Below are 19292 nucleotides of genomic sequence, written 5' to 3'. Positions count from 1 at the left end.
CATTATTCCGTTAAAATTAGAGATATTAAAACCTTATTAACACTAAAATACACATATAAAGGTTTTTTAACTTTTTTAAGGATAATACCGAAAACGTTTTTTAGAAATCGTTTACCTCATACTTTACACATCAAAAAAGAGACCTTTTCAGGTCCCTCGATGACTCCTATTGATCACAATGTAAATTGAATAGGCTGAAGTTTGAATACGCCTAACAGCTCAGCAGCTGTAACGAAGCTTTCCGGATGAAACAGCTCTCCGCGCACATAAGACAACATCTCTTGAAAAAGAAAAGCGGCTTCCGGACGTTTCATTAAAGCTGTATCGGTAAAAGGAAAAGAAGATACTAGAATCCGGCCCTTTCCTGCTCTGGCCTCAAAGGCATATGCCAACCGTTTCGCCCGGTGAAAATGATCTACCACCTCAATCAGCGGTGTAGCACCCTGCATGGTATCCAGGCATATGGCCGGCGTATCATTCACAAGATGATACCAATGCCAGTCCGAAGCTCCATCCTGTGGAAAAGCTCCGAGAAGAGCCGTTTCTTTTTCCATGTGCATGCCCATCGTAGCGCCCGGCTGGGTAGCAAACATGAGATAATTCCAGAACACGGGCAGGTACTTCGTTTCCACCGAATCATACAGATCCGCTGCAGCTGGCATAAGCCAAACCCTACCGCCGTTCAAGAGAACATCCAGCACATTGGAAGTTAGCGACTTTACGATTAACAGGTCATGCTGACCTTGTTTTAACAAGCGGAAGCCATCCACATGATCTACACAATCATGATATGATTCGACCAACAGAGGCTCTAATTCCTTTACCGTATTCCAGATCCGTTTGATTTTGATCTGCCCATGACGTTCACTCTCTATTTCCATCATCGGGAAAGACCAACCATGCCAACTATTTTGAGCTACCGTAACGACTGCCTCACGATTAGATGATTGCACGATAGAAGGATCAGAACTACCGGGATGAATCGAATCATCCCCATGATTGCAACGCAGCTCAGCCTCCACTCGAAAAGCAGATACACCCTCGCTAGGTGCATGAACCTTCACACTTCCAAGAGACATGACTGAACCGCATGAGATATCCCCGCAGCTCCATTCTCCTTCAGTAACTGTCACATCATCCGTAACCAGTCTCCAGTGAATGGCAGCACACTCTAACATCCTTTTGCCATAATGGGATATGAGCACATTGATTTCAATCAGTTCTCCCGCATAGTACGTACGCCCTCTAGCAGCCAGAAGAATAATCACATCGGCGTTAAATTGTTTCACTTCATCTGTTGTCGTAATTCCTTTATCTTCCCAAAAGACATCCAGAAAACCTGTGGTCGCATGCCCCTGTCCCGGAAAGTCACGGATATCCAGCAGCTGAATTCCCGCTGCATCTGGCGTGCGTCTTACTCGCTCCATCGCTTCTTTAAGCGATCGCATTAGATGTGTGCCCGTTGCCTGCTGATATTGTTCCAGCTTTGCCATCATGCCTTTACGTGCAAGCGACGCTTCGACAGGATCTAACCACGTAGGACGAAGGACACCCGTATATTTCTCTCGTTCCTGCGGACGTACATACATCGTAAATTGTGCATGTTCATGCCCGATCACCGGATGTGATGCAAGCTGTGTAACCGCATGATAATCCAGCGTAGTATCCGGCACAGCTGACAAAACGGATTCCAGCGGGGGATGCCAATTGAAGGACTGAATAAAATAATCGGTCTCTCTTCCTTGAGGTGGAAGCTGTCCAAATCCGGTATTATCCGTATACAGTCTGGAGGGGTCTTTTTCCCGAGCTCTTGCGATCAGCGCATTCAGTTCAGGGTGCCCGTTCGCACCAATCAACTCATTGCCCATTGAGAAAAGGACAAAGGAAGGATGACGGTGCAGTGTTTCCAATAGCCGATCCAGTTCCTGTGCCAGATACGTCTGGATTTCAGGAGGGGCTGATACATCCCGTTTCTCATAAAAGCGTGACCAGTGCGGTAGCTCCGCCTGAACAAGCATCCCCTCTTCATCGGCAGCCTCCCAGAACGGTTCCGGCGGACTCCACCCGTGTAATCTCACATGATTGAAGCCATAAGACTTGGCGATGCGAAACTGCCTTACATAATGCTCATAATCCCAAACCGGATATCCCGTAAGCGGAAAAATGCAGCAGTCGACGTATCCACGCAGAAAGACTGGCGTTCCATTCAGGATTAATTGTTTGCCGTGTGCTTCAAAAGCTCGCATACCGAACCGCTGTTCCACCCGGTCGAGCTCCTGTTCGCCTTGCTGCAAACGAACCACTCCCCGATATAAAACAGGGTTATCATCGCTCCACGCTATGATAACTCTCTCCGCTTCCAGTTCAATCCGATATGACGCCGTAGTCATACCAGTTTCCACACCGTCGCTCCCCGGATCAAGTGAACCGACATTTACACGCTTCTCGGCATTCTGTATATCATAAAGTCGTGGCTTAAACCATGCTCCATGAGGATGTTGGATATCGATAAGCAACTTTAGCGGTGCTACTGAGACGTTGCCAGCAAGATGACTCACCGTGCACTGAACCGATATCGTTCCGCTGGGCATATCAGGTTCGATACGCATCGTTTGCACTCGCTGCAACGGTAGCCTTTCCAGAAAAGCTCCTCCTGTAATACCTCCCCAGGCCGTAGCGGTATGTAAAGAGTGGATGTGGCTGCCCGCGAGAGGTAGCTTCATCGAATTATCGACCCAAATCTCGACACGGTTGATCTCCCCAGGCTTTACCCAATCCGTTACATCCCACGTCTGTTCTGTAAGCAGACTATCCCTCTCACCTGCTTCATACCCATTGAACCAGAGCCTTGAAGTCCAACGCACGCCTTTCAATCTGAATACATAGTACCCGTTCTGAGCATCAGGGGGAACATCTATATCCTGTGCATACCAAGCTGATCCTTCATACTCACGAATTTTGGTCCATGTGTCGATTCTGGCATACCCTGGTGCTTCCCCATACCCCTGCTCTTCCCATGATCCCGGAATTTGAATGGTATTCCATAAGGTATCATCCTTGTGTGGAGGGTTGCATGGCGAAGCGTTCCCTCGTTCTCTTGCTTCTCCAGTCGGCTCAACTAATTGAAATTGCCAGGGTCCGTTCAAGTTGATCGTGTAACGTACAGCATCTAAATCCGTTTGATCCATATCCTGCAGCCATCCCTTCATCTGGACTCTTGTACTTTGTACAGTTAGTCTAAGGTGTCAGGCATTCACGAACCGTTGCTTATTACTGAAGTGCATGGATTATATTATGTTAATCCCCAGCCCAGAGAGGGTCGATGAATAAATGTATTCAGCAACTCCCCGGATCACCGTGGTTATTCATCTTCGTTGTCATAATGATTCGTTTCCCTCGCAAGAGATTGCGATCTGGATTGTTTATATGCGGAAGGGGATTCGCCGACGTATTTCTTGAATTTACCGTGAAAATAGTCCACATTGGCATATCCCACTCTTGAAGCCACCTGATGAACCTTTAACCCTTCATCAAGTAATACTTTTGCTTTCTCAATCCGAACTTTATCCAGAAAGGCGTTAAAAGACTCGCCGGTGTGATTCTTGAACAATTTCCCCAAATAACTGCTGTTATAATTAAACACCTCGGCCAGAACCTCCAGCTTCAGATTCTCCCCCGGATTACGCTGAATAAAATCAATCATCTGTTTCATCACCGTATCCGTACTGCCACCGCCCATGCGTTGAATCAGACGATTCAAATGCTCCGCCGCCATCGCTTTCAGATCAGCCATCGTAAACTGATGATAGACTTCATTAATCAGCACGGAATGATCCTGCATAATGGATTGCATGTGCTGATTCGCTGCAGCAAGTTTGTTGAATGCGAGCGAGAACACTTGAGAGAATGCCGTTTTGATTGCTTGCTCCGTCCAGTGATACGGGACAAGGCACTCCTGCAGCTCTCCAAGCACACGCATGACAGACTCACTACTGCGAATATCCAAGGCATAATATAGCTTGTCCGCCAGTTCAACTTCGTCAGGCTCCTGTAATCCGTCCTTTTCAGTTACAACACCGTTTTCCTCTGTACTAGAAGGAGTAAGCCGCCCTTCATCCCAGCGTTTGATCCGTTCCTCTGTGAAGAGAAAACGTTCTGCAAGAAGGCTGCTTGCCTGTGTATACGATCTGGCAATATCCGTGGTAGACTGTACCGGCTCTCCGGCAGTAGCATACATGTGCACGTTCCATTCTGCAAGCAATGCTTGCAGTTCATCATAGAGGCTTTGTGCCGATGAGTCCTGTGTAACTGCTTCTTGAATTAATAACCCCAAGCCGGAATGGTATGAAAATACGATACCTCTATTCTTCTGATCAAATGCTTCAATCAGTTTGCGTTTCATTTCATTTCCCCGCTGCAAGTCAAGCGCCGCATGGATCTCCAGTAAAATCACTTGATATTGAGGCCAATGAAGTCCAAGGCTGTCTTCTTCCATGCTCCCGGTACCTTGCAGAGAATCAAGCAGAAGCGCGTCTATCTGATGTTCCCTGTACGCAGTATCTTCTCCGGCGTGGCGAGCCTGCATCTCCCGTTCCTGATGAAGCTGTCCCGCAATACGTTCGAGCTCAGCGATAATCTCTTCTTCGTCAACCGGCTTTAGCAGATAACCGTCAACGCCGAAGCTGATCGCTTTTTTGGCATAATCAAAGTCAGCGTAACCGCTCAAAATCAGAAAATGTGCCTCCGGTTCACGCTGGCGGATCTCTTCGATGACTTCCAGGCCAGTCATGCCTGGCATCCGTATATCAATAATGGTCAGGTCCGGCTTGATTTCGTTGAAACAGGCGATGGCCTCGCGCCCGCTTCCGGCTGTAGCCATGACCTGGAAGCTGTATTTTTCCCAATCGATAATCGTGGTCAATCCCTCGCGAATGCTTGGTTCATCGTCTACCAACAATACTTTATACATGCTGGTTCCCTCCTGCTGGCAAGGTGAAAGAAACCTCTGTTCCTTCCCCGTACACACTATTAATCTGTAACCCGGCATTTTCCCCGTATGTCAAAGTCAAACGTTGATGCACATTCCGCATGCCTATCCGGCTCTTCTCCTCCTCCTCAGGGCCGCTGACAAACTGCATCACTTCTGCAAGTCGTTCCGGCGTAATGCCCGCTCCATCATCTTTCACTTCTACCTTGACCATGCGATCCACCATACAAATCAGAATATGAACCCGCACGGTTCCTTCTTTGTTCTCCAGTCCATGCACAATGGCGTTTTCCACAATCGGCTGAATAATCAAAGGCGGGATATACATCCTCTCCACCTCATGGTCCAGATGAATCTCGAAGGCTAACCTGTCCCCATATCGAAACTTCTGAATCTCCAGATAGGAACGCACCATTTCCAGTTCCGCCCGGAAGGTCGTTTTGCCGCTACCAATCTCCAGGCTTTTCCGCATCAGCTTGCCAAGCAACCTGACAATATTCGCAATCTCCGCTTCTCCCTTGATATGAGCCTTCATGCGAATGGATTCAAGCGCGTTAAACAAAAAATGAGGATTAATCTGGCTGGCCATCATTTTCAGTTTAATCTCTTTCTGGGCGATTTCCAATTGGTTGTTCTGTTCTGTTGTTTCGACCACTTGGGTCATCAGTTCGTTAATACTTTTAACCATGTAGTTAAACTGACGTGATAATTGACCGATCTCATCATTCCCGTCAATGCGAGAGGTGACGTTCAAATCTCCAAGAGCCAGCTTGTTCAGATGTTTACTGAGCCGGAGCAAGCGGTTCGAGGTGAGGAAAGAAATGATATACACCAGCAGCAACGCAATTACCAGCACCAAGGTAATAAAAATCATGCCGATCTGGCTGATCTGGTTGGCATCTTTCACGATATTTTTGGTCGCAAACACCGAGATAACCTTCAGCTTGTTGAAGCTCGATCCCGGGCCCAGTTCATCAATGACAATATTCGAGGGTTCACCCTGGAAATCAGCTTCAATGGTTCCTTTAGGTTGGCTCTGGAGGTCTACTCCAAAATCAAGCTCGTCCAGCGTTTTCCCGACCAGTTCGGTATTTTTTGCGGCAACGACGTAACCCTGCTCATCCGTAATCAGCGTTTCAAACTGCTCCTGACGCAGCAAACCATTGAGTTCTTCCTGATTGATTACAACCATCAGTACACCTTCGGTCTTATACTCGGCAAAAGGAACCTTACGCACCAGACTGAGCCTGTGAACCGGATTATCTTCATTACCAGGGATATAAAACCAGCCAATACTCGTTGTTTTCAGCGCTTCCTTATACCAGTATCTCTCCTTGGTTCGTTCATTGACCGGAATAAATTCCAGATTGTTGATCAATGTCGGGTTCGTCGAGTAAAAACGTATCCCTGCAATTTCCCGATATAACCGCCGATATTCCTGAAAATCTTTATAAGCGAGGTAAGCCGAAGTCAGCTCCACCACACTCTTATACTGTCGATTCACAATCTCCTTGAGATCGGTGTTAAACATGAGCAAGTTGGATATGTCTGTAGGCACGCGAAGCATCGTTGCCGTCTGGCTTTTAATTTTATCCACATTGATGATCGTTTGCCCAATGGCATTATCCAGCGCTTGCTGACGAAAATAACTGGTCACTGCGAGACCAATTATCAGTACTGGAACCATGACAACAAGCACATATGAAATGAGCAATTTATGCTTTAATTTGAGATCATTTGTAATACGAATCAGCCGTTTTAACATATCCGCACCTTCCGTTATCTATATAAGCGCTTACAACTTTGAATCATGAGAAACAGATCGTTGGCACCTGCGCATCCATCATACCACATAAATGAAGTATACGATTTGACATTAAAAAGGAGATATAGGACGTTGTTGTTACAGTCGCCTGGTTTAGTAATCCAAAATATGCAGATGCCAAAAAGGCACCCCTGATTAGGAATGCCTTCACGTAGCTTTAAAATGTTTTTTTGATATAACGTTCACGTTTTATCTTAAGGACGAGGAGTGCTTACACCGTTAAGAATCAGCTTCGGATGAATATCTGCGCTCAGTGATGCAGAAACGGCGCAGTATTTCTCTTCTGCCATCTGGATGGCTTTCCAGATCCGGTAATCCGGGATATCGCCGTCTACTTTGAAAATCAGGTCAATGGACGTGAACCCTTTGGGCATATCCTCACTGCGTGTGCCTTGTGCTTCAATCTCAATCGAATCGATCTTGTCCAGAAAAGCATCCAGAATCATTGTAATATCGATTCCCATGCAGCCGCCTAGACCAGCGAGTAACAATTCCATCGGCGTAGCGCCTTGGCTGTCACCACCATATGCCGCTGTGGCATCCATGCCTACCGCATACCCTGAAGGTCCTTCGGAGGTAAACGCTCGTTTTCCCTTCCATACTGTTGTTACATTCATGATGTTTTCCTTCTTTCTATAGTAGTTTACACATACACTGCGATGACAGAATAACCTTCCAATCGCTGTTATCCCCAGATTTTTTGATTCCCTTTCTTAAAGGGAAAATCCGGTGATAAGCGTATGCTTCCGATGTAGCTTTCCTTCAGAAAGCTTTCAGACCGCTTCGCTTCTTCAGGTTTTTTCTGTCCTCTCCGTTAAAGTGTAAAAAAATGTTCAAGAATTATTTTCGGGTAGCTTAAAACTCGGTAATCTGCCGCAGAAATTGACGCGTACGCTCTTGCGCCGGATGTTCGAAAAATGCTTCAGGGCTTGCGGTCTCTACAATAGAACCCTTCGCCATAAAGACGATTTTGTTCGCCACGTTCCGGGCAAATTTCAGCTCATGTGTCACAACCAGCATCGTCATGCCTTCCTGCGCCAGCTCTTTCATCACCGACAGCACCTCTCCAACCAGTTCGGGGTCAAGGGCCGAGGTCGGTTCGTCAAACAGCATCACTTCCGGTTCCATTGCCAGTGCCCGTGCAATGGCTACGCGTTGCTGCTGTCCGCCCGATAAACGGGAAGGATACGCATCTTGCTTGTCCGACAGGCCCACACGATCGAGCAAAAGTCGTCCGCGTTCGACGGCTTCGTCCCGCTTGATTTTTTTCACGGTCACAAGCCCTTCCATCACATTGCCAAGCACCGTCTTGTGCGGATACAGGTTAAACTGCTGGAATACCATGCCGGTCTGGCGACGAATCTCCAGTACCCGGGCACGTTGAACACGCAGCGGATCTGCGCTGTTTACCACAATACCGTTCACTTCGATCTGTCCGCCGGACAACTGTTCGAGTCCATTAAGACAGCGTAGCAGGGTGCTTTTGCCTGAGCCACTGGGACCGAGCAAGACAACAATATCCTTCGCATCTACATGCATATCGATATTGGTGAGCACTTCATGATTTTGAAAACGTTTGGTCAGTCCGGTTGTAGTAATCATCGGTTCTCTCCCCCTTTAGTAAGCCCGGGCAAGCCGGCGCTCCACTTGTTCCAGAATGGCCGAGAAGCCGATGCTCATTATCCAATACATCACGCCGATTGCCAGATAAAATGGCATGTTGACCGCATACTGCGATACCAAAAGTTGTGCAGAACGCAACAGTTCGGTAACTCCAATTGCAGCGACTAACGATGTTTCCTTGAGCATACCAATAAAGGTATTCCCCATCGGTGGAATGGCAATGCGCACAGCCTGCGGGAAAATGATCCGTCTCATTGCCTGAGCCGGAGTCATACCCGTAGCGTATGCAGCTTCCGTTTGCCCTTTCGGTACAGCTTGAATCGCACCGCGAAACGTTTCCGACAGGAATGCCCCCGCATTCAGACTGAGCCCAAGACATGCGGCCGTTAGAGACCCGAGGGTTACGCCGTAATCCACAAGCCCGTAATAGATAACGAATAATTGCACCAGCAGCGGGGTGCCCCGCATGATGGATACATAAAATCTGGCGATCAGCCTTAACCATATGGGGCCTTTAAGCCTAGCAATAGCTACCAGCACCCCGATGATAAAGGCAAAAAACATAGAGATCACCGTGACATAAAGCGTATAATAAGCCCCCTTCAGAAAGAAGGGGATATTCTCGAATACCAGTTCCATGGATCAAACTTCCCTTCGCCTTGCCAGTTCATTATTGCGCAGGCTCTTCACCAAACCATTTTTTGAAGATTGTATTGTACGTGCCGTCATCCTTCATGCCTTTCAGTGCATCGTTCAATGCCGCTACAAGCTCAGGGTTGTCCTTACGCACCGCGATACCAGCCTGGTCACTCTTGATTGCTTCGCCAACAGCTTTAATTTTGAATCCATTTGCATCTATAATCGGTTTCAACGCATACAAGTTGTTGATCGTTGCATCGATCCGTCCGGCATTTAGGTCTTTTAAGGAAGAAATAACATCATCGTACGTTTGAATTGTAAAATCTCCGACTTTGGGCAACACTTCGTTACGCAGATACGTCTCATCGTTTGTGCCCAGACCTACACCGATCTTTTTGCCTTTGAAGTCTTCCAGCTTCGTAATATCGTTGTTGTCTTCTTTGACAATGATTTTAACTTGGTTGGTGATATACGGATCACTGAAATCGAGCACTTTTTTACGATCATCGGTAATCGTCATTTGGCTGATAATCGCATCCAGCTTTTTCGCTTGCAAACTTGGGGTCAGACCCGAGAACTCCTGAGATACAAATTCAACCTTAACGCCGAGACGCTTCGCCACTTCACGCGCGATATCCGCATCAAATCCGTCCATTTCTTTCTTGTCATTCAGGAAGTTGTATGGACGATACGTCCCCATCATGCCGACCTTAATGACACCTGCTGATTTGATCTGTTCCAGTTCGTTACCACCAGATTGTGCTGCATTGTTTGTATTGCCATTCTCCGCCGCTGGTTTGCTACCGCACGCACTCAGTACGAGCACAACCATGAGCAGAATTGCGGTGATAGGCCACCCTTTGCGAATTTTAGTTCCATATGTGTTATTCATGACGTTAACTTCCTCTCATTCATCGTATGTTCTCTTGGTGATTCCATTATTCCCTGTGACTGGCTTAATCATGTGAAGAAGTGTAGAAATGTGAATCCTTCCTGCCTCTTTTGCCTGAAAAATAATGCCCCAGGCCCTGCCGACATTATGTACCGAGCAGGCCGTAAAACTCAAAACTTGCCGCTTCAGCTGCCAACGCTGCAGCGCTCATCTCCGCGAAACGGCTGTGTAGCTCCTCTGAGCCAAACAACCAGCGCGAGATCATGCCTTCGATCATGCTTACAAGCAGTGCTGCACGCAGGGGTACATTCATGTCTGCTGGCAACATCCTCAGCTCGATCGCTCGCTCCATATTGTGGCGGAACGCTATCTCCACGGCATTACGAGTCTCTTCAACTAGCTTTTGGACGGATTCCTCGGTCACAATCCCCTTAAGCAACAACTCCATGAAATATCGGTTCTGCGCAGCAAAGGTGAACAAGCTTGTAAACAGCTTCTCCGAGGCCTTCACCATATCTTCAACCGAACCGGCATCCTTTCGATACCCTTGCCCGATTGCTTCAAGTAGTTGTTCTCTGCCCGTTAACAAAATCTCGGAAGCAATGGCTTCCTTGCTCTTGAAATGCCAGTAAAAGGTGCCTTGAGCGACTCCAGCTTCGCGAACAATATCTGAGATTTTCGTCTGATGATATCCTTGAGTTGCGAATCGTTCCATCGCTATACGAATAATTTGGTCCCGGCGTTCTTCACCGGGTTCCAAACCGCTATTTTTAGCCATTCTTCAAGCCCTCCCGATTGATCAGTCAGTCAGTTAATATATATCCTATGGGATAACTAGGTTTTTGTCAATATAGTTTTAAACAATGGGTTACAAGCATAGAGTTGAAGTGAGAGGCAATTCTGAGCATAATAGAGGATAGTCTTGTTCGAAAGGACAGACATCGTCATAGCAGGACAGGCCTTATGGCTGTCATCTGCATTTCAAGGAGGAAGAGAATTGGACTTTATATCATCCATTATTATGGGCATCATCGAAGGTTTGACTGAGTTTTTGCCCGTGTCCTCTACCGGACACATGATTCTGACAGCTCACCTGCTGGGTCTATCAGAGGACAACGAGTCAGTCAAAACGTTTGAGGTGGTTGTCCAGCTTGGTGCTGTACTGGCTGTTGTTGTACTGTACTGGAACAAATTCATTGATATGTTTCGCTTCACTGGGGGCAAAAGGCCATATTCCCGCCGCCTCAATCTGGGACATATCATTCTGGCGATGGTTCCTGCTGTTGTCATCGGACTTGTGTTCCGGGACTGGATCAAGGCTCACTTGTTTGGTCCGCAAACCGTACTGTACAGCCTTGTGATCGGTGGTATATTGATGATCGTAGCTGAACGCTGGAGCCATAAGAGCTCACGGATTACCACACATGACGTTGATGATATTACCTATAAACAAGCTTTTGCTGTGGGTATGTTTCAGATTTTGGCGTTGTGGCCAGGCTTCTCCCGTTCCGGCTCTACGATCTCGGGCGGCTTGTTTGCCGGTATCAGCCGGGTGGCTGCGGCAGAGTTCACCTTCCTCGTGTCCGTTCCAATTATGATTGGTGCTACGGGATATGATATGTACAAGAGCATTGATCATCTGAAGAGCGATGATTTTCTCATCTTTGCGATCGGATTTATCGCTGCGTTCATCGTTGCCATGCTGGCGATTAAGACTTTCCTGTCTATTTTAAAAAGATTGAGCCTGACTGTCTTCGCTGTGTACCGTTTTGTACTGGCAGCTGTATTCTTCGTGATCTTAATGATGTAACTAGTGTCAAATGAACAAAATGAGTTTACACATCTCACTCCGATGACAGAATAACCTTCCAACCGCTGTTATCCCCAGATTTTTTTGATTCCCTTTTCGCAAAGGGAAAATCCGGTGATAAGCGTATGCTTCCGATGTAGCTTTCTCTCAGAAAGCTTTCAGGCGACCGCTTCGCTTTTCAGGTTTTTTCTGTCCTCTCCGTTTCTGTGTAAACACGGTTCAATTTTTATCAACATCAAACAGATCCATTGATTCAAATTGGAAAATGGCGGCCCTGTCTTCCTCACGGAAGCAGGGCTGCCATTTTGCTATCACTTAATATGTACATGTACCATCATATTTCTATAGCATGTTCAGGATGTTAGATCGTTACTCCCATCGATCAGCCTGAATGCTTCGTTGTCTTCTTCGCTCCTTGAGTCTCCCCAGCCAGCGATATCTATTCAGCTTCTGTTCATGTAACATTTGTTTAACACCCATCATCAACAAGTGATATCGACGGTCGTCATTGTGGCTTAGTTGGTGCATCTCATCTATAATTTCTCTGCTCATGTGGCTCTTGTTCACTCCAATATTCAGTTTGTTCTATCAAGTATACCGAACGATACTGAACAAATTCTAAACAAGGCTATATAGATGCTTGCCAAAGAAACAGGATATGGAATGATAAACACTCGTCAGAACTGAATCATCCCCCACATGTCTGAGAACAAGTAGGGGATGAGGTCTGCACTGAAACGCTATAAAGGTCCATTAAGCTATATCAATATAAATATCAATTGTCACATATAAGACTATCTGTCTTATACTTTGGATTCAAGGGTCTCCAGGTACTCAGAGATTTGCGCAGGGGTTTTTGCCCATTTACTGTGAAGATGTGCAAGCTTTTTGCCGTTCTGGAACACCAGCAGGCTTGGAATGCCACGTACACCGTTCTCATCAGCAAACGGCTGGAACTCTTCTGCATCCAACGCATAGAAGGTTTTGTCGGTGTGCTGATCCATAACGTCACCGATGAACCGATCCAGGTTTTTGCAGTCCGGGCACCAAGTTGTATCAAATTTAATGACCGTCATGCCATCAGAGTTAATCAGGTCGCGGTATTGCTGTTCACTTTGAATTCTTTCCATATCTATTCTCTCCTTATATCGTTCTAGTTAATAGTTGTACTTTTTGTAGAAATGGTTCAGTTCATGGTTCGGGCTTCTTATCTTGTACTGCTTCTACCTGATTTTATTGTACCTTAAATAGTTACATTTGAAAACAGGCACCCCACTTCCACTCATTAGCGATGCTGGGTGTAACGGTTGGCAGGACTCTGCTCCCGTATGACCTGAATCTCGGCAGTGGTGAGCGGAGTTGATGAAGCAGCAGCCATGTTATGCAGCAATTGTGTTCTGGAACTGGCTCCTGGAACGACAGCAGCAACGGCAGGATGCGCAAGGGCATAACGGATGGCCGTCTGTGCCATACTGCGATCATCTGTGACCAGCGCAGCCAGGCCTTGGCGAATGTGATGTAGCTGCTCTGGCGTGTAGTCCAAGTATCCTTTGTCAGCCTTCGCCGTTCCCGATTCTGCCAGTACACCACTGGCAACCGGGCCGCGAGCGATGACACTGATTTCTTTTTGCTCAAGTAAAGGTAATACTTCCTCTTCAGCCCGGCGATCCACTACACTGTATTGGTTCATCACGCTGACAATGGACGACTTCTCTACATACTCCCGAATCACGTTAGGACGAATGGAAGAAATACCGTAGTATCGGATAAGTCCTTCCTTCTTCAACTCCTCAAACGCCTCAATCGTCTCCGCGATTGGATCATCCAGGGTGCCTCCATGAAGCTGATACAGATCAATGTAATCGGTCTGCAGTCGTTTGAGGCTTTCATGCACGGCCTGTTTAATATAAGCTTTGGACGGGTCCCATGACCAGCCTTCCTTCCCAGGAATGCGGCGGTTACCCACTTTGGTTGCCAGAATGACTTGGTCCCGGCGCCCTTTGATCGCTTGTCCCACGATCTCTTCGTTCCGTCCGGAATCATACAGATCGGCTGTATCCAGCAGATTAACCCCAAGATCCAGCGCTTCGTGAATCAGTTCCACCGCAGGTTTCAGTTCCGTTCCGAGCGACATACAGCCCAGTCCGATCTCCCCCACCAATAATTCGGATGTGCCCAAACGATTTCTTTTCATGGTTGTGTGCAAACGACCATTTTCCATAAGTGCATCTCCTCTCTATACGTTCTGCAAGTACTCATTGTATCATTCTTGCTGGAAAAAATCGCATAGGTGCCCCATTCCCCGTGACGCTCAGGCAACACAACAGAAAAACCCGGAACGATCGTCCCAGGTCTCTCTGATGTTGCTCACCATATGCGCTTGCAAGTAGCAAGTAAGTACATGCAAGCTACTTATATATTTACCTTTGTGTAACTCAAGTTAATTGAGGTATCACTCAATTTCTCCACTCTTGGTTGCTAACCTCCACCCGCGGTCTAGCGGTACGAGCTGATGATCCGTTCTTTTTCACCATATTGGATACGGTGCTAATGACCTTGTCCCTGGCCTGTTTATTCCTCATCAGATACGTTACGCCAGCACCAATCGCCGTCATAAGCAATTTGCGTTTCGACATGTAACTCTCCTCCTTTTGCATTCATGTACATTGTGTCTTGTTTGAATTTTACCCGATATAGCACAAACGAAACGATATCCAAGCTTGCCTGTAAAAATAAAACGTTTCTCCAACTGGATCACTCTGATGTTTCGATTCGGCAGAACAAAAAAGATGATCACCGAAATGAAGAATGGTTCGGTGATCATCTTTTGCTCGTTATTATGCTCCTTAACGTGAGCCTATATAAGCGATTCAGGACTTTGTTTTGAATTCATATGAGCCTGCTAGGAGCTTATTAGGAATCAAGTAGTGGTTTCATATACTTTATTGAGTTGCTATTGCCTTAACCTCTTGTCATCAGTCCGATGGTCGGGCTACCTGGCTCATCTCTTCATGCTTGTAAGTTGAGCCATCGGCGGTCAGATAAAAATGACCGGTCGGGTGCAACTCTTCGTTCAACTCATAGACCAGCGGAATGCCTGTCGGGATGTTGAGCGCCATCACGTCTGCTTCGGACAATTGGTCCAGATGCATGACAAGTGAACGGAGCGTATTGCCATGCGCGGAGATCAGTACCCTTTTTCCCGAAGAAACCATCGGTTTAATCTCTGCATCCCAGTACTCCAACACACGCTTGGACGTATCCATCAAATTCTCTGTACGCGGGATGGTGCAACCGAGACGCTTGTACTTGTCCAGATCCTGCACATACCTGTCGTCATTCTCCTCGAGAGGTGGCGGGGAAATGTTAATGGAACGACGCCATTCATGAACCTGATCTTCCCCATATTTTACAGCCGTCTGTTGCTTGTTCAACCCTTGCAGCGCACCATAGTGGCGCTCGTTCAGCTTCCACGTCTTCTCAATCGGAATCCACATAAGGTCCATCTCATCCAGCGCTATATCCAGTGTACGAATGGAACGTTTCAATACTGAAGCGTAGGCACAGTCAAAATCAAACCCCTGCTCTTTCAGGATTTTCCCGGCCTTACGCGCTTCTCCATACCCGTCCTCAGTCAGATCCACGTCCGTCCAACCTGTAAACCGGTTTTCCACGTTCCACATGCTCTGTCCATGGCGAATCAATACTATTCTGTACATCACGTGACCCTCCTTCCTTGGATACATTACCCGCAGAAGCAGCGAACTTATACATCATTAGCCCTACGCGTAATTGTTGAATACTGCTATTCTAGGCTCATTCCGATCTCATTTTCAGCTCAGTTAGAACATGATTCATACTATGAACCGTTAATGGCATAAAAAGAAATCAAAAATCAATAATACGGTGCCATCATCAAGTAAACGACTACACCTGTAGAGCTGACATAAAGCCAGATCGGCATGGTCCAACGTGCAATTTTACGGTGCTTCTGCAACTGGTTTGTCCAGCCCCATACTAACGTGAACAGCGCTAGAGGCACGATCAGGGCAGCCAGAATGCTGTGTGTGATCAAAATGAAGAAGTAGATCGAACGTACGATGCCTTCGCCGCCAAACTTGGACGTTTCCGGAGACAAATAATGGAACGTCAGATACGTGACGAGGAACAGCAATGTTGTTGAAAAGGCCGCTAAAATAAAACGTTTGTGCAGCTTGACGTTACGTTTGATAATCGCAATCAGCGCAGCCAGCAAAAAGATAAAGGTAAAGCTGTTAAACACGGCATTAAAGCGTGGTAACACGGTAATGTCGAACGTAACCTCGCCTTTGTACCCGATCGATGGTGCGAAAAACAATAACAAGATGATAACGTTAGCAAGAATGGAGATGGTAATAATGATACCTGCGAAATTTTTATTACTGGTCGGGGTGATCTGATTCGATGATGTGTTCAGGTTCCCTCTTTCCTTGTTAGCCAATGCAAAATCCTCCTCATATCCTAACTTTCTGTATTCTATATCATTATATCGCGGCAATTCAGGGCTGTTAAGTGACAACACTCTGAACAAAAACAGGCTGTCCTTACGTATAAATGCCCGTTTTAGGAGGTTTTCATGCCTCTTCGAGCGAGTACTATTTTACCCAAGTCTTAAACTGTGGTATAATTAATGCACTTAATCACATACGCGTCGACTATGGAGGAGCCTGTCACCAAGGGCCCCTCTTTGTCTTTTACAGGCACGGAACGGTAACTTGTTATCGTTGTTCCGTGCCTTTTGTTATGTTCAAATTGGGTGGAACAGGGATGTTTTCCCTTGGGAAAGGATATTCTAAGGTTGCCGCGATCAGAGAGGAGAAACCATCTGTGGAATTTATTTTAGTTCTTGCCCTTATTTTGATCTTCACCAAACTAGCCGGTGATCTCTCCGTTCGGTTAGGCCAGCCATCGGTGCTGGGTAAACTTATTGTGGGTGTTGTTATTGGACCTGCCCTACTGGGCTGGGTGGATAAAAGTGATTTTGTGCATTATATGGCCGAGATCGGGGTATTATTGCTCATGTTCATCGCGGGTCTGGAAACCGACCTGGAGCAATTGAAGAAAAACTGGAAGTCCGCTTTCGCTGTCGCAGTGGGCGGGGTTATTTTACCTTTTATCGGAGGATATGGTTCAGCGATTGCTTTTGGCATGTCACAGACTCATGCATTGTTCTTTGGATTATTGTTCTGCGCAACGTCAGTAAGTATTTCCGTGCAAACCTTGAAGGATATGAACCAGCTTGGTTCACGTGAAGGCACCACCATTCTTGGGGCAGCGGTAGTCGATGATGTGCTCGTCGTTGTACTGCTCGCTGTCATGATGAGTGTACTTGGAACAGGTGGCGGTGATGTTTCTATTGGCTTGCTCATTGGCAAAAAGCTGTTGTTCTTCGTCATCATCGTTGCAGCAAGCTGGCTGCTTGTACCACGTATAATGAAATGGATGGCTCCGCTGCGGGTTACGGAAACGGTGATTACAGCCGGACTCATCATCTGTTTTGGTTTTTCATATTTTGCAGAATGGATGGGTGTTGCAGGGATTATCGGTGCATTTGCAGCAGGGATTGCGATTTCTCAAACTGGCTTCAAGCATGAAGTGGAGCAAAAGGTGGAACCAATCGCATACAGCATCTTTGTACCTGTCTTTTTCGTCAGCATCGGACTGAATGTAACTTTCGAGGGCGTAGGCTCACAGATTGGCCTGATCATCGTCATCAGTATCGTTGCCATTGTCACCAAGCTTCTTGGCGGAGGGGTAGGTGCTCGGTTGACGGGTTTTGACCGTTCTTCTTCGATAGCCATTGGGGCAGGCATGATCTCCAGAGGGGAAGTTGCGCTTATCATTGCCTCGACCGGACTTGCATCTGGCTTACTTGATTCCGAATATTTTACCAGCGTTGTAATCATGGTCATTGTCACCACACTGGTCACACCACCGTTGCTGAAAATCACTTTTGCCCGTAAAAAAGGTGAACAACGTGTGGAACAAGGGATCGAGGATTCACATCAGAACGGATGAGGATGAAGGGGTGTGGAAGCGTTGCTCCCTTTTAGCAGAAACGGTTAAACGACTTGGTTGTTCTTCCAATCCGACATAAACTTACTCATAGTAAAAGCGGTACTTTCTGTGTTAAGCCCGAGACATCCTTACCATAATGAACTCACTCTTAACTCACTCTTTAGAACTTACTCATACGTGTGGTTTAAAATCTTCATGAAATTAAACTACACAACTTAGTAGGCGCAGGCGGTAAGCGGGAGTAGCATCAAAACCGGGTCTAGGTTATACTTGGAATTATTGTAGAAAAAGCAGCTATAGATGTTAGTAAATAGATATTAATTAGTAGACGGTGATTAATTAATCGGTCGTGAAGCACACGCCGCTTTGTCCATTTTTCTAACCTTCCAATGATGGAGGCAGGAAAGATTGGGTAAAGCGGCTTTTTACATTTTTCCACTAACTCTTCTAGGAGGTAATCATGCCATGAGCACAATAAGCCAAAACTTTGATGAGGCATATGAAGAATGGGTCAAAGCACTGCTCACAAAAGAAACCAACCCCCGCGTTCGATCACGGATTGAACATGGGCTTGAACATGGCACCTTGGAGTTTCTGCGCTCCGTCTGGTTCCCCGTCATGAAAAATTTCAACCATCTGCATCCGGAATGGGAAGTTCGGGATTTTCACAACGGTTATCGTTATCTGGATCTTGCCTACATACCAGGTAACGGAGTGAAGGGCGGGATTGAGATTCAGGGTTACGGGCCTCATGCTCGTGATCTTGATGTGAGACGTTTCAAAGATTTATGCTGGCGACACTGTCTGCTAACATTGGATGATTGGACTTTTCTGCCGATTGCTTATCTCTCCATCAAAGACGAGCCAAAACAGTGTCAGCAACTGGTGCTCGCTTTCATGGGTAAATTTATGGCTTCAGATGCGCCTGCATCCTTGAACTGGTTGGATGCTGAGGCCGTAAGGTATGCGAGACGCATAATCCGGCCGTTTACACCTTTGGAATTGGCAACACATCTGCGTATCTCTGACGTCCACACGAGAAGGGTTCTACGCAGCCTGTTAGACCAACAAATAATATATGTCGCGAGCGGCAATCAGAGGTATCGAACTTATGCTCTACGAACGTAAAGCGAGTAAGTGCATGTAGCTCGGACGAGTCTCGACTGCGCAGTCTTAGTTCCTGAGTGCAAGTGCAGTGTTAGCGCGTGTTAGCGCGTGTCATACCATACACATAGTGAATGTGGTGCAGTGGTTCAGTTGTTCCGTGGTGCAGTGGTTGGACGTGCTTGGAAGACGTTGTTCCGTGGTGCAGTGGTTGGACGTGCTTGGAAGACGTTGTTCCGTGGTGCAGTGGTTGGATTCGCTTGGAAGACGTTGTTCCATGGTGCAGTGGTTGGATTCGCTTGGAAGACGTTGTTCCGTGGTGCAGTGGTTGGATTCGCTTGGAAGACGTTGTTCC

General features: G+C 46.8%; 18 protein-coding genes. 4 read left to right on the top strand and 14 right to left on the bottom strand.

Annotated elements, in window-relative coordinates:
• Positions 1-173: 173 nt before the first annotated feature.
• The 8 genes from AB4Z30_RS21230 to AB4Z30_RS21195 all read right to left on the bottom strand — a co-directional run bounded on the left by AB4Z30_RS21230 (position 174) and on the right by AB4Z30_RS21195 (position 10744).
• On the bottom strand, positions 174-3188 hold the full coding sequence (locus AB4Z30_RS21230) for a glycoside hydrolase family 2 protein (protein WP_441929455.1): 3015 nt from the start codon (positions 3186-3188) through the stop codon (positions 174-176).
• Between the two features lie 173 nt (positions 3189-3361).
• A complete protein-coding gene (locus tag AB4Z30_RS21225; protein WP_441929454.1) occupies positions 3362-4969 on the bottom strand; it encodes a response regulator in 1608 nt (535 codons plus the stop codon).
• Entirely contained in the window at positions 4962-6752 is a 1791-nt protein-coding gene (locus AB4Z30_RS21220) for a sensor histidine kinase (protein ID WP_441929453.1), read from the bottom strand. The genes AB4Z30_RS21225 and AB4Z30_RS21220 overlap by 8 nt, the downstream gene beginning before the upstream one ends.
• 254 nt (positions 6753-7006) lie before the next feature.
• Positions 7007-7429: an OsmC family protein gene (locus tag AB4Z30_RS21215; RefSeq protein WP_090924948.1), complete on the bottom strand. Its 423-nt coding sequence runs from the start codon at positions 7427-7429 to the stop codon at positions 7007-7009.
• Positions 7430-7667: 238 nt separating this feature from the next.
• Positions 7668-8414, bottom strand: coding sequence for an amino acid ABC transporter ATP-binding protein (locus AB4Z30_RS21210; protein WP_441929452.1), 747 nt, complete (start codon positions 8412-8414; stop codon positions 7668-7670).
• Positions 8415-8429: 15 nt separating this feature from the next.
• Entirely contained in the window at positions 8430-9074 is a 645-nt protein-coding gene (locus tag AB4Z30_RS21205) for an amino acid ABC transporter permease (RefSeq protein WP_441929451.1), read from the bottom strand.
• A gap of 31 nt (positions 9075-9105) precedes the next feature.
• Positions 9106-9966, bottom strand: coding sequence for a transporter substrate-binding domain-containing protein (locus AB4Z30_RS21200; protein ID WP_441929450.1), 861 nt, complete (start codon positions 9964-9966; stop codon positions 9106-9108).
• 145 nt (positions 9967-10111) lie between these two features.
• Positions 10112-10744, bottom strand: coding sequence for a TetR/AcrR family transcriptional regulator (locus AB4Z30_RS21195; protein WP_441929449.1), 633 nt, complete (start codon positions 10742-10744; stop codon positions 10112-10114).
• A 243-nt stretch (positions 10745-10987) separates the two neighbouring features.
• Here AB4Z30_RS21195 and AB4Z30_RS21190 point away from each other — a divergent pair, with 243 nt between their 5' ends.
• Entirely contained in the window at positions 10988-11776 is a 789-nt protein-coding gene (locus AB4Z30_RS21190; protein WP_441929544.1) for an undecaprenyl-diphosphate phosphatase, read from the top strand.
• Positions 11777-12145: 369 nt separating this feature from the next.
• On the opposite strand, the gene AB4Z30_RS21185 is transcribed toward AB4Z30_RS21190, so the two are convergent.
• The 6 genes from AB4Z30_RS21185 to AB4Z30_RS21160 form a co-directional block, all read right to left on the bottom strand.
• A complete protein-coding gene (locus AB4Z30_RS21185; protein WP_123065904.1) occupies positions 12146-12328 on the bottom strand; it encodes a hypothetical protein in 183 nt (60 codons plus the stop codon).
• Between the two features lie 251 nt (positions 12329-12579).
• Positions 12580-12906 (bottom strand): thioredoxin family protein, encoded by a 327-nt coding sequence (locus AB4Z30_RS21180; RefSeq protein ID WP_441929448.1) that lies wholly within the window; start codon positions 12904-12906, stop codon positions 12580-12582.
• A gap of 155 nt (positions 12907-13061) precedes the next feature.
• Positions 13062-13970 carry an aldo/keto reductase gene (locus AB4Z30_RS21175; RefSeq protein ID WP_441929543.1) on the bottom strand — a complete coding sequence of 303 codons (909 nt, stop codon included), beginning with the start codon at positions 13968-13970 and terminating at the stop codon, positions 13062-13064.
• A gap of 262 nt (positions 13971-14232) precedes the next feature.
• On the bottom strand, positions 14233-14412 hold the full coding sequence (locus AB4Z30_RS21170) for a hypothetical protein (protein WP_441929447.1): 180 nt from the start codon (positions 14410-14412) through the stop codon (positions 14233-14235).
• A 339-nt stretch (positions 14413-14751) separates the two neighbouring features.
• Entirely contained in the window at positions 14752-15495 is a 744-nt protein-coding gene (gene gpmA / locus AB4Z30_RS21165; RefSeq protein WP_441929446.1) for a 2,3-diphosphoglycerate-dependent phosphoglycerate mutase, read from the bottom strand.
• A 176-nt stretch (positions 15496-15671) separates the two neighbouring features.
• Positions 15672-16256, bottom strand: coding sequence for a DUF420 domain-containing protein (locus tag AB4Z30_RS21160; RefSeq protein ID WP_441929445.1), 585 nt, complete (start codon positions 16254-16256; stop codon positions 15672-15674).
• A 386-nt stretch (positions 16257-16642) separates the two neighbouring features.
• On the opposite strand from AB4Z30_RS21160, the gene AB4Z30_RS21155 reads away from it, so the two are divergent.
• From AB4Z30_RS21155 to AB4Z30_RS21145, 3 genes are all read left to right on the top strand, one after another.
• The gene (locus AB4Z30_RS21155) at positions 16643-17833 is read left to right on the top strand and encodes a cation:proton antiporter (protein WP_441929444.1); all 1191 of its coding nucleotides are present in this window, start codon (positions 16643-16645) and stop codon (positions 17831-17833) included.
• A 465-nt stretch (positions 17834-18298) separates the two neighbouring features.
• Complete coding sequence (locus AB4Z30_RS21150) at positions 18299-18961, top strand: transcriptional regulator (protein WP_441929443.1); 663 nt, start codon at positions 18299-18301, stop codon at positions 18959-18961.
• 87 nt (positions 18962-19048) lie between these two features.
• The coding region (locus tag AB4Z30_RS21145; protein WP_441929442.1) for a hypothetical protein at positions 19049-19292 on the top strand (244 nt) is incomplete at its 3' end.

It is taken from the genome of Paenibacillus sp. 2TAF8 (genome assembly GCF_052114825.1).
Taxonomy (GTDB): Bacteria; Bacillota; Bacilli; order Paenibacillales; family Paenibacillaceae; genus Paenibacillus.
This window is presented reverse-complemented; position numbering and strand designations above follow the sequence as displayed.